Raw genomic sequence first — 11,475 nt, 5'->3', positions numbered from 1 at the left:
CGGGGCCCTTCCTCGTGCGGCGGATGGCCGCGGTCGTCGCCTCAGCCGCTGACGACCTGGGGCTCGGCGACGGCCTTCAGGCCCTCGACGCCGAACTCGCGGCCGTAGCCGGACTGCTTCGCGCCGCCGAACGGCACCATCGGGTGCAGCCCGCCGTGCGAGTTGATCCACACCGTGCCGGCCTGGAGGCGCGCGGCGATCTCCCGGGCGCGGTCGCGGTCGGCCGACCACACCGAGGCGCCGAGGCCGACCTCGAGCTCGTTCGCGAGGCGCACGACCTCGTCGAGGTCGGTGTAGCGGATGACGGGGAGCGCGGGCCCGAACTGCTCCTCGATCACGAGGTCGTTGTGCGGGTCGATGTCGGCGACGATCGTCGTCGGGTAGAAGTTGCCGACGGCGTCGTGGTCGGGGTCGCCGCCGAGCACCACGCGGGCGCCCGAGGCCTTCGCCGACTCGACGAGCCGGTCGACGATCTCGTACTGGCCGCGGTTCTGCAGCGGGCCGAGCACGTTCTGCTCGTCGAGGCCGACGCCCATCGGCACGTTCTTCGCGACCTCGACGAGCCGCTCGAGGACCTCGTCGTAGACCGAGTCGTGCACGTAGAGGCGCTTCAGCGCGGCGCAGGTCTGCCCCGTGTTGATGAAGGCGCCCCAGAACAGGTTCTCGGCGATGGCCGCGGCGTCGACGTCGGGCAGCACGATGCCGGCGTCGTTGCCGCCGAGCTCGAGCGTGAGCCGGGTGACGTTGTTCGCGCTCGCCTCGATGATGCGCTTGCCGACCGGCGTGGAGCCGGTGAACATGATCTTGCCGACCTTCGGGCTCTTCGTGAGCGCGTCGCCGACGGTGCGACCGGGGCCGGCCACGATGTTCAGCACGCCCTCGGGGAGCACCTCGTTCATGACGGCGACGAGCGCGAGCCCCGAGAGCGTGGTGGTCTCCGCGGGCTTCGCGACGACGGTGTTGCCCATCCGCAGCGACGGGGCGATCTGCCAGATCGCGATCATCATGGGCCAGTTCCACGGCGAGATCGCCCCGACCACGCCGATCGGGCGGTAGTGCAGCTCGGCGTAGTTCTCGCCGTCGTCGACGACGACCTCGACGGGCAGCGGCGTCTCGGCGGTCGCGCGCAGCCAGGCGACGCAGGCGCCGACCTCGAAGCGGGCGTTCGGGCCGTTCAGCGGCTTGCCCTGCTCGCGCGAGAGGAGCTCGGCGAGCGGCTCGGCCGCAGCCTCGATGGCGTCGGCGGCGCGGTGCAGGTAGCCGCGGCGCTCCTCGTCGGCGAGGGCGGCCCACGCGGGCTGCGCGGCGACGGCGGTGTCGATGGCGCGTTCGAGGTCGGCGACGTCCTGCACCGGCGCGGTGCCGATGAGCTCGCCCGTGGCCGGGTCGTGCACGTCGCGGGACGGCCCCGACGCCGGCGTGATCGCCTCGAGGAGGCGGTCGTAGCTTTCCATGGATTCCTCCACTCAGAGAGTCCGGTCGAGACCGGGTGAATCCGGTCGGATCCCACGCTACGAGCGCCCGAGCGGCGGGCCTTGACCGGGCGAGCACGAGCGTTGACCGTGTGCGTACGGGGGCATCCCGCCCCTCGCCCTGCACGGGCGGGCCTGGCAGCCTCGAGGCATCCCCGAAGGAGAGGAACGCTCGTGGCCGTCACCCCCCAGTCCACCGCCACCGCCGAGTCCCGAGGCGCTGCGGCGCCCGACACCGCAGGGCGCCGCGTCGTCGTCGTGGGCGCCGGCTCCGCCGGGAGCGTGATCGCGCGGCGCCTCGCCGACGCCGGGGTCTCCGTCACCGTGCTCGAGGCCGGGGGCGAGGACACGAACCCGGCCATCCACGACCCCAGCCGCATGGGCGAGCTCTGGCACAGCCCCGACGACTGGGACTACTTCACCGAGCCGCAGCCGGCGGCGGCCGGCCGCCGCCTGCATCTGCCCCGGGGCAAGGTGCTCGGCGGCTCGCACTCGCTGAACGCGATGATCTGGGTGCGCTGCGCGCCCGCCGACTACGACCACTGGGCGAGCCTCGGCAACGAGGGCTGGGCCTGGGCGGACGTGCTGCCGATCTACCGCGACATCGAGCGCTTCTCGGGCGGTGCTTCCGCGCTGCGCGGCGACGCCGGGCTCCTCGACGTCACCGACGACTACCCGCTCGACCCGGTTCAGGCGTCCATCATCGACGCCGCGGTGGAGGAGGGGCTCGAGCGCAACCCCGATTACAACGGCGACCACCTCGACGGGGTCTCGCAGGAGCAGGTGACGATGCGCGACGGCCGGCGCTTGAACACCTACCTCGCGTACCTCGCCCCGGTGCGCGACGCCGTCGACGTCCGCGTCGGCTGCCACGTGCACCGGCTGCTCTTCGCGGAGTCCGAGCCCGAGGGCGGCGGTGCCGAGGGCGGCGGTGCAGACGGCCGCGCCGACGCCGACGGCGCGTCGTCCGGTCCCCGCGTCGTCGGCGTCGTCTACGAGCAGGGCGGCGAGCTGCACGAGCTGCGGGCCGACGAGGTCGTGCTCGCGGCCGGCGCGATCGACTCGCCGCGCGTGCTGCTGCGCAGCGGGATCGGACCGGCCGAGGAGCTCGCCGAGCTCGGCATCGACGTCGTCGCCGACCTGCCGGGCGTCGGCCGGAACCTCCACGACCACCTCCTCTCGCCCGTGATCTTCACGACCGAGCGCCCCGTCGGCCCGCCGCACGAGGGCGTGTCGGTGACGCAGACGCACCTGTTCTGGAAGAGCGACCCCGCGCTCGAGGTGCCCGACACCCAGCCGATCCACTTCAGCGTGCCGATGTACCAGGAGGGCATGACCGGACCCGGTGACGGCTTCTCGCTCATGGCCGGGATCGTGACGCCGAAGAGCCGCGGCAGCATCCGCCTGTCCGGACCCGAGCCGCACGACCCGCTGCGCATCGACCTCGGCGCCCTCTCGCACCCCGACGACGTCCGCTCCCTCGTCGCCTCGGTCGCGCAGTGCCGCCGGATCGGTCGGCAGCCCGCGCTCGCCGAGGCGTGGGGCGCCGCGGAGCTCTACCCGGGTCCCGAGGTGAGCGACGAGGAGCTCGAGGACTACGTGCGCTCGACCGCGATCACCTACCACCACCAGGTCGGCACGTGCGCGATGGGCGTCGGCCCCGACGCGGTCGTGGACCCGAAGCTGCGGGTGCACGGCATCGCGGGGCTCCGCGTCGCGGATGCCTCGATCATGCCGCGCGTGACCACGGGTAACACGAACGCGCCGGCCGTGCTCATCGGCGAGCAGGCGGCGCGCTTCCTCCTCGACGGCTGACGCCCGCTCCCGCCCGCTCTCGCGCCGACGCCCCCGAGTTGCCCGACTTCCATGAAGTTCGGGCAACTCGCGGTTCGCGGTTCGAGGTGGGAGGTCAGGGGGCGAGGGCGCCGCGACGGCGCAGCGCGGGGAACACGACCGCCCAGCCGAGCGCGAGCGCGACGAGCGCGCCCGCCGCGATCGTCGAGCCCATCGCGAGGGCGGTCGCTCCGGTGAGCGAGGCGAGCGGCGCCACGATCGGGCCGACGGTGAACTGCGCGGTGCCGAGGACGGCGGATGCCGTGCCGGCCCGCTCGCCGTGCCCGGAGAGGGCGAGCGTCGAGCCGTTCGGCCCGCCCACGCCGACGCTTGCGAGGAACAGCCCGAGCGCGAGGATCACCCACAGCGCGACGCCCGCGATCGCCCCGCCGAGGAGGAGCAGCGCGCACGCCGCCGTGACGCTCAACCCGATCAGGTACATCCGGGCTGGGCCGGTGCGGCGCACGAGCACCCGGCTGAGCTGCGCACCCGCCATATTGGCGACGGCGTTCGCGGCGAAGCAGAGCGAGAACAGCTGCGGGCTGAGGCCGAACTCGTCCTGCAGCACGAAGCTCGACATCGACAGGTACGCGAAGAAGGCGACCCCGCCCGCGGCCGAGGCGCCGAGCACGGCGAGGAAGAGGCCGTCGCGCGCGAGGGCGCCGAGGTGCCGACCGCTCGCGGCGAAGCCGCCGCCGTGGCGCCGTTCGGGCGGGAGCGTCTCCCGCATCAGGGTGAGCGCCAGCACGAACAGCACCGCGCCCACGCCGCCGAGCACCCCGAAGATGCCGCGCCAGTCCATCACGAGCGCGAGCTGGCCGCCGATGACCGGTGCGACGATCGGCGCCGAGGCGCTCACGAGCATCAGCAGGGAGAGCATGCGGCTGAGCTCCGCGCCGGAGTAGAGGTCGCGTGCGACGGCGAGGCAGATGACGATGCCCGCGGAGCCCGCGAGGCCCTGGAGGAATCGGGCGACGAGCAGCACCTCGATGCTCGGCGCCACGACGCAGGCGAGCGAGAGCACGGTGAACAGCGCCACCCCGACGAGGAGCGGTCGGCGCCGGCCGAAGCGGTCGCTCAGCGGTCCCGCGACGAGCTGGCCGAGGCCGAGTCCGATCATGCAGACCGACATCGTCGCCTGCGCGAGCGCGTCGCTCGTGCCGAGGCTCGTCGCGAGCTGCGGCAGGCTCGGCAGGTAGAGGTCCATCGAGAGCGGGCCGAAGGCCTCGAGGAGGCCGAGGACGAGCATCGCGCGGCCGACGCCCATGATCGGCCGGGCGCGGCCCGCCGCTCCGGGCGCGTCCGGCCGAGCGCCGGCGTCGCCCGCCTCGCGCGTCACGGCGACGGCTCGGACGGCTTGGACGTGTCGGACGGCTCGGACGACTCGGACGGCTCGTTCGGCTCGAACGGCTCGACGCCGAGGATGCGTCGCAGCCAGCTGTCGCGCACCTCGTTCGCCGCCCGGGAGACGATCGCGTCGGGCGAGAAGCCCGAGAAGCCGTGGTAGGCGCCCGCCCAGACGTGCAGCTCGGCCTGGCCGCCCGCCGCCCAGATCCGGGTGGCGTAGTCGACCGTCTCGTCGCGGAACACCTCGGCCGCGCCGACCTCGAGGTACGCCGGCGGCAGGCCGCCGAGCTCGGCGGCGCGGCCCGGCGCGATGGCGGGGGAGACGTCGGCGCCGAAGCGGCGCTCGCCGAGCACGGCGGTCCAGGCGGTGTCGTTGTTGTTCCGGTCCCAGGCGCCGATGCCGTCGTACTGGCGGGCCGAGACCGTCTCGTTGCGATCGTCGAGCATGGGGCAGTTGAGGAGCTGGCCGGCGAGCCGGGGCCCGCCGCGCTCGCGCGCGAGGAGTGAGACCCCGGCGGAGAGGCCGCCGCCCGCGCTCGCGCCGGAGACGATGAGGCGCTCCGGGTCGACCCCGAGCTCGGCGGCGTGCGCGGCGAACCACTCGAGGGCGGCGTAGCAGTCCTCGACGGCGGCGGGGCCGGGATGCTCCGGGGCGAGCCGGTACTCGACGGCGACGCCGACCGCGCCGTAGCGGAGCGCGAGCTCGATGAGCTCCGGGGTGCCGAAGAACCGGGTGCCGAGCACGAGGCCGCCGCCGTGGATGCCGAGCACGCCCGGGGCTCCGGCGCTTCGCTCGCGGGGGCGGATGATCGTCACCTCGACCTCGGGCGCGCCGGCGGGGCCCGGGATGCTGCGGTGCTCGAAGTCGACGGGGAGCTCGCCGATCTGGGCCTCGACCGACGGGATGATGGTCGCGAAGTGCGCCCGGTTGGCGAGGATCGTGTCGGCCCGGAGCGGGATGCGCTCCACGAGGTCGAGGAAGGCGGCGAGGCCGGGCTCGAGGGCGGGGTCGTAGGGCACCGGGGCGGGCGCGGCGTCGGTGGTCATCGGGACTCCCTCGTTCCGTTGCTGGTCATGGCGATGCGGGTCCGAGTCGTCCGTGCCGGCGGGGCAGGCGGTCCGCCGGCACGGACGTCGGGGTCGGTGGGGGCCTGGGCCTCGGGGCCTGGCCCGATGGTCAGAGGCCGAGCACCCGGCGGAGCCAGGAGTCCCGGGAGGCGAGCGCGGCGCGGGTCAGCTCGGTGCCAGGCGCGTACATGTCGAAGCCGTGGAAGGCGCCGCCCCAGACGTGCAGCTCGGCCTGGCCGCCGGTCGCCCAGATCCGCGTCGCGTAGTCGACGTCCTCGTCGCGGAACATCTCCGCGGCACCGACCTCGATGAAGGCCGGGGCGAGGCCGGAGAGGTCCTCCGCGCGGCTCGGCGCGGCGTAGGCGGGCGCCTCGGTGGAGGAGGCGAGCTCGGCGCCGAGCACCATCCGCCAGGCGAGGAGGTTGAGCTCGCGCTGCCAGGTGCCGATGCCGTCGTACTGGTAGCTGCCGACGGTGCTGTTCGTGTTGTCGAGCATCGGGCAGATGAGGAGCTGGCCGGCGAGGGCCGGGCCCTTCCGGTCGCGAGCCATGAGGGCGACGGCGGCCGCGAAGCCGCCGCCGGCGCTGCCGCCCATGACGACGATCCGCTCGGGGTCGACGCCGAGCTCCGCGGCGTGCTCCGCCGTCCACACGAAGGCGGCGTAGTTGTCCTCGACGCCCGCGGGGTACGGGTGCTCCGGGGCGAGGCGGTACTCGACGTTCACGCCCACGACGCCGAGGGTCTCGACGAGCTCGACGACCCGCCCGTGCTCCCACGAGCGGTGGCCGACGATCATGCCGCCGCCGTGGTAGTTGACGAGCGCCGGCACGGGCGGGCTCGCCGCGTCGTGCCCGGCGGGGCGGAAGATCGTGATCTCGAGCTCGGGGGAGCCGGCGGGGCCGGGGATGACCCGTTCCTCGGTTTCGACGGCGCGGCCGGCGACGAGTTCGGCGGCGGACGGGAACATGCGGTCGGCGCCGTCGCGGGTGTGCGGGAGGCTCTCCTCCGTGAGCGGCGGCTGCGGGTTCGCGTTCATGGCCTCGAGGGCGGGCAGGAGTTCGTCGGCGAACGGCACGGGCGGGTAGGCGGTCATGGTCTCGGCTCTCGATCGGTCGGTGGGGAACGGGGTGGATGCCTCGGCCGGCGGTGCCGGGGAGGCGGACGGCTCGGCCCGCTCAGGGGCCCTCGGGGTCGACGACGCCGCGGTCGGCCCAGAACGGTTCGACGAGCCGGCGGAGCTCGGCCGCGCCCACGCGTTCGGCGAGCTCGACCGCGGCGAGGTTCTGCTCGAGCTGCTCCATGCGCGTGGCGCCGAAGAGCGTCGTCGTGTTCGCCGGGTGCGTGAGCGTAAACGCGACCGCGAGCTGGGCCGGGGTGGCCTCGAGCGACTCGGCCAGTGCGACGAAGTCGGGCACCTGCTCGACGATGCGGGCGCGGATGTCGCCGGGGTCGCGGCCGACCTCGCGCTCGCGCTCGACGCGGCCGGCGAGGATGCCGCCCTCCATCACGTCGGAGGCCTGCATGCTGAAGCCGCGCTCCCAGAGTGCGGCGAACGGCTCGCCGTCGGGGATCGACCGCCGGGCGACGCTGTACTTCAGCTGTGCGATCTGCGGGCCGGGCACGCCCTCCGCCTCGGCGAGCTCGAGCAGGGTGCGGATGTTCGTCGCCGACCAGTTGTTCACGCCCCAGGCGCGGATGAGCCCGGACTCGGCGAGGCCGGCGAGGTCGAGCACGAGCTCGCGGAGCGAGAGGTCGTCGCGGCGGAGGTCGCCGAGGACGACGAGGTCGGCGTAGTCGGTGCCGACGCGGAACAGCGCCCGCTCGAGCTGCGGCCGGAAGCCGCCCTCGCCGTAGCCCTCGAGCCAGAGCTTCTCGGAGAGCTGGTAGTGCTCGCGGGCGAGGCCGGCGCCGCGCACGATCGCCGAGAACAGCACGTCGGTGATCGCCGGCGGGCGCATGCCGGGGAAGCCGTAGACGCCGACGTCGAAGAGGGTGATGCCGCGTTCGACGGCGGTCGCGACGAGCTCGACGGCGTCCTCGAAGTCCATCCGGTCGTAGGTGTGCCAGGAGCCGAGCGCGAGCACGCCGGTGCGGATGCCGCTCGTGCCGATCTCTCGGGTGGGGATGGTGCTGGTGGATCCGGTCATGGTCGCTCCCGTCGTGGGCGGTGGGTCGTGGTGGCGCGGCTCAGGGCAGGCGCGGGTCGACGACGGCCTTGATCTCGCCGAGGCCGTGCATCCGTTCGATGTGCGCGCTCGCCTCGGCGAGGGGGACGGCGGGGGAGAAGAGTTCGTCCCACGGCATCCGCTCGGCGAAGGCGCGGAAGAAGTCGATGGCGCGCACGTAGTCGGCGATGTCGCCGTTGAGGGAGCCGACGACCGTGAGCTCCTTGCCCATGATCGCCGAGAGGGCGATCGGCTCGCCGACGGGGCCGGTGGAGCCGACGACGACGAAGGTGCCGCGCTGGGCGGCCATGCCGATCGCCTCGGGGCCGACGCTCGGCGCGCCCGCGAAGTCGAGCACGAGATCGGCGCCCTGCCCCTCGGTGAGCTCGAGCACCCGGGCGACGACCGCCTCGGAGCCGCCCTCGATGCCGACCACGTGGTCGGCGCCGAAGCGCTCGGCGACGGCGAGCCGCTCGGCGGGCGCGCCCACGGTGATGACGGTGCCGGCGCCGGAGAGCTTCGCGACGGCGGTGGCGAAGATGCCGAGCGCCCCGGAGCCCTGCACGACGACGCGGGAGCCGGGTCGCACCCCGCCCGCGCGGCCGAAGGCGCGCAGCACGGTCTTCGCGGCGCAGCCGGCCATCGCGGCCCAGCTGTCCTTGACCTCGGCAGGCAGCAGCAGCTTGGCGGCGCCCGGCACCACGTAGGCGTGCTCGGCGAGCCCGGCGGTCGCGTAGGGCGGCACATCGGAGCGCTGCAGGAAGCCGTAGCCGCGGCGGCTGCAGGCGACCGGCTCGCGGAGCACGGTGCAGCCGAAGCACTCGCCGCAGGTCGACTCCGACCAGCCGATGCGGTCGCCGACGGCGAGTTCGCGGCCGAGGGCGTCGCGGGTGCCCTCGCCGAGGGCGACGATCTCGCCGACCATCTCGTGGCCGAGCACCATCGGCAGCATGCCGGGGAAACTCATCCGGCCCGACCAGATCTCGATGTCGGTGCCGCAGAGGCTCGCGCAGGTGATGCGCACGAGCGCCGCGCCGGGTTCGACGTGCTCGGGGAGCGGCAGCTCCTGCAGCTCGAGGGGCTCGCCGTGCGCGGTGAGCACGGCGGCGCGGGTGGTCGTGGGGATCGTCATCGAAAGCTCCCTTCGGGGCGGTGATTCCGGTCGCGACGTTGTCGAGCGGCCGCCGATGTGGGTTATTCTACATACGTTGACCAAAATTGCCAGCGCTCGAGGAGGAGACGTGCAGGGAGTCGAACGATCGGGTGCCGAGGGCCCCGCCGAGCTGGTGCTCAGAGGGGGGACGGTGCTCGCGCTCGACGCCGCCGACACCCGCGGCACCGCGATCGCCGTGCGGCACGGGCGAGTGCTCGCCGTCGGCGACGAGGCGCGGATCGCCCCGCTGATCGGCCGGCGCACCCGCGTGGTCGAGCTCGCCGGGCGCGCCGTCATCCCGGGCATCAACGACTCGCATCTGCACGCGACGTGGCTGGGCGCGATGTGGCCCGACACGGTCTTCGGGGCGATGGAGGCCGGCGCCGGCGCCGAGGTGCCCGCCGGCGGCCACGGCGGGCCGGCCGCCGAGGCGGCGCCGCTCGAGGCATCCGCCGCCGATCCGCACGTCCCGGCCGGGCCCCGCCTCGTCGACGACGAGGCGGGCCGGCGCCGCGCCATCCTGCGCGCCGGCGAGCTGATCGCCGCGCTCGGCATCACGAGCTACACCGAACCGGGCCTCGGCCCGGGCGAGGACGACGGGGCGACCGGATGCTTCGGCCAGGCCGTGCTCGACACCTATCGGGCGCTCGAGTCCGAGCGGGCGCTGCGGGCGCGGGTGAACGTGCTGGCGCTCTTCGGCGTGCTCGACGGTGCGAGCGAGCTGCGCGCCTTCCTCGCCGGGCTCCGCGGGCTCGACCGGCGGACCGAGCGGCCCGCGTGGCTCCGGCTCGCCGGCGTGAAGATCTTCGCCGACGGCATCCCGCCGATGCTGCAGGCGTGGACCGCGCATCGCTACCCCGACGGCACGCAGGGCGACCTCCTCGTCGGCGGCGGCGATCTCGCGCAGCGGGCCGCGAACCTCACCGAGATGATCCGGGCGGTGCATCGGCAGGGGCTGCAGCTCGGCGTGCACGCGACGGGGGACCGCACGATCGCGCACGTCATCGACGCCGTCGAGGCCGCCTCGGCGGAGGCGCCCGCCGATCTGCGCCACTACGTCATCCACGGCGATCTCGTCACGCCCGCCTCCCTCGAGCGGATGCGCGGACTCGGCATGGGACTCAACGTGCAGGCCGGCATCTCCGCGAAGACCGCGCCGTGGGTCGCCGGAGTGCTCGGCGAGGAGGTCGCCGCGGCGGCCTGGCCGATCGCGCGCGCGATCGAGGCGGGCGTGCCGGTGTCGCTGAGCTCGGACGCCCCGGTGCTCGCGCCCGACTGGCGGCAGGGCATCGCCGACGCGGATGCCTGGATGGGGGCGGCGGGCCCTGCCGGGACCGAGCGGCGGATGCTCCAGCTCCTGCGCGCCTACACGGTCGTTCCCGCGCACCAGGACGGCGCCGAGAGCTGGAAGGGCACGCTCGCGCCCCGGATGGCGGCCGACCTCTGCGTGCTCGAGGCGAATCCCCTCGAGCTCGCGCCGGCGGAGCTCCCCGGCGTCGGCGTCGAGCTCACCGTCGTCGACGGGGACGTCGTCTTCGAGCGCTGAGCCGCCCCGGAGCAGCCGTCGAACCCCGAGTTGCCCGACTTCCAGGGAAGTCGGGCAACTCGGGGGTTGGGCGGCCGCGGTGGGCCGGCCCTGGTGCCGCGTCCGCGGCGGGCGGCTCAGGCGAGCAGCTGGCCGCCGTCGACGGCGAGGCTCACGCCCGTGATGTGCGCGGCGCCCTCGCTCGCGAGGAAGACGACCGCGGGCGCCACCTCCTCGACCTCGGCGAGCTTGCCGAGCGGGATGCGGCTCGACCACGCCTCGCGCGCGGGGGAGCCCTCCGGCATCCCCATCCGCAGCATCGGCGTGAGCACCGGGCCGGGCGCGACTGCGTTCACGCGGATGCCGTGGCCGGCGAGCTCGATCGCCGCCCAGCGGGTGAGCGAGTCGACCGCGGCCTTGCTGGATTCGTAGGCGCCCATGCCGGGCGTCGGCTGGCGTCCGCCGATCGAGGAGATGTTCACGATCGCACCGCGGGTGCCGTTCGCGATCATGCGACGGGCGACGGCCTGGGTGATCGCGAAGGTGCCGACGATGTTCACCTCGACGATCGAGCGGTAGGCGGCGGGCTCGAGCTCGGTGAGCGTCCCGTGCACCGAGAGGATGCCGGCGTTGTTCACGAGCACGCCGATCGGTCCGTGCTCGTCCTCGACCCGTTCGACGGCGCGGGCGGCGGCCTCGGGGTCGGTGATGTCGAGCGCGAGGTGCGCGACGCCGAGCTCCTCGGCTGCGGCGCGTGCGGCCTTGGCGTCGAGGTCGGCGACGACGACCCGGTCGCCGGCGTCGCGGAACGCGGCGGCGAGGCCGCGGCCGATGCCGCCGGCGCCGCCGGTGATGAGCACGATACGAGGTTCGGACACGGGATCTCCTTCTGCCGTCGGCGCGCGGCGGTGC

9 protein-coding genes are annotated in these 11,475 nt (G+C 74.4%); 2 read left to right on the top strand and 7 right to left on the bottom strand.

The features are described from left to right. Window positions 1-41 precede the first annotated feature (41 nt). Window positions 42-1,454 (bottom strand): aldehyde dehydrogenase family protein, encoded by a 1,413-nt coding sequence (locus ROT00_RS17070; protein ID WP_404776238.1) that lies wholly within the window; start codon window positions 1,452-1,454, stop codon window positions 42-44. Window positions 1,455-1,730: 276 nt separating this feature from the next. Between ROT00_RS17070 and ROT00_RS17065 the strand changes: the two genes are divergently transcribed. After that, on the top strand, window positions 1,731-3,287 hold the full coding sequence (locus tag ROT00_RS17065) for a GMC family oxidoreductase (protein ID WP_472974912.1): 1,557 nt from the start codon (window positions 1,731-1,733) through the stop codon (window positions 3,285-3,287). A gap of 94 nt (window positions 3,288-3,381) precedes the next feature. Here ROT00_RS17065 and ROT00_RS17060 read toward each other — a convergent pair whose 3' ends face one another. From ROT00_RS17060 to ROT00_RS17040, 5 genes are all read right to left on the bottom strand, one after another. Continuing rightward, entirely contained in the window at window positions 3,382-4,644 is a 1,263-nt protein-coding gene (locus ROT00_RS17060; protein WP_404776236.1) for a multidrug effflux MFS transporter, read from the bottom strand. Then, window positions 4,641-5,699: an alpha/beta hydrolase gene (locus tag ROT00_RS17055; RefSeq protein WP_404776235.1), complete on the bottom strand. Its 1,059-nt coding sequence runs from the start codon at window positions 5,697-5,699 to the stop codon at window positions 4,641-4,643. Before ROT00_RS17055 ends, ROT00_RS17060 begins: the two co-directional genes overlap by 4 nt. Window positions 5,700-5,829: 130 nt before the next feature. Further along, window positions 5,830-6,813, bottom strand: coding sequence for an alpha/beta hydrolase (locus ROT00_RS17050; protein ID WP_404776234.1), 984 nt, complete (start codon window positions 6,811-6,813; stop codon window positions 5,830-5,832). Window positions 6,814-6,895: 82 nt separating this feature from the next. Further along, window positions 6,896-7,867, bottom strand: coding sequence for an aldo/keto reductase (locus ROT00_RS17045; RefSeq protein WP_404776233.1), 972 nt, complete (start codon window positions 7,865-7,867; stop codon window positions 6,896-6,898). 40 nt (window positions 7,868-7,907) lie between these two features. Further along, window positions 7,908-9,017: a zinc-binding dehydrogenase gene (locus ROT00_RS17040; protein ID WP_404776232.1), complete on the bottom strand. Its 1,110-nt coding sequence runs from the start codon at window positions 9,015-9,017 to the stop codon at window positions 7,908-7,910. Between the two features lie 109 nt (window positions 9,018-9,126). On the opposite strand from ROT00_RS17040, the gene ROT00_RS17035 reads away from it, so the two are divergent. After that, window positions 9,127-10,584, top strand: a complete 1,458-nt coding sequence (locus ROT00_RS17035) for an amidohydrolase (protein WP_404776231.1) — start codon at window positions 9,127-9,129, stop codon at window positions 10,582-10,584. Between the two features lie 116 nt (window positions 10,585-10,700). Here the strand turns inward: ROT00_RS17035 and ROT00_RS17030 are convergent, their stop codons facing one another. Continuing rightward, the gene (locus tag ROT00_RS17030; protein WP_404776230.1) at window positions 10,701-11,441 is read right to left on the bottom strand and encodes an SDR family NAD(P)-dependent oxidoreductase; all 741 of its coding nucleotides are present in this window, start codon (window positions 11,439-11,441) and stop codon (window positions 10,701-10,703) included. Between the last annotated feature and the right edge of the window lie 34 nt (window positions 11,442-11,475).

Origin of the sequence: Agromyces mediolanus (assembly GCF_044917495.1) — a bacterium.
In the GTDB taxonomy this organism is placed as follows: Bacteria; Actinomycetota; Actinomycetes; order Actinomycetales; family Microbacteriaceae; genus Agromyces; species Agromyces mediolanus_B.
Note: the sequence above shows the minus strand (reverse complement) of the source record. Positions and strands in the feature narration are given on the sequence as shown.

Excerpts from the sequence above, each read along its gene's own strand:
- ROT00_RS17070 (WP_404776238.1), bottom strand. The coding sequence starts at position 1,454 with ATGGAAAGCTACGACCGCCTCCTCGAGGCGATCACGCCGGCGTCGGGG.
- ROT00_RS17055 (WP_404776235.1), bottom strand. The coding sequence starts at position 5,699 with ATGACCACCGACGCCGCGCCCGCCCCGGTGCCCTACGACCCCGCCCTC.
- ROT00_RS17050 (WP_404776234.1), bottom strand. The coding sequence starts at position 6,813 with ATGACCGCCTACCCGCCCGTGCCGTTCGCCGACGAACTCCTGCCCGCC.
- ROT00_RS17045 (WP_404776233.1), bottom strand. The coding sequence starts at position 7,867 with ATGACCGGATCCACCAGCACCATCCCCACCCGAGAGATCGGCACGAGC.
- ROT00_RS17040 (WP_404776232.1), bottom strand. The coding sequence starts at position 9,017 with ATGACGATCCCCACGACCACCCGCGCCGCCGTGCTCACCGCGCACGGC.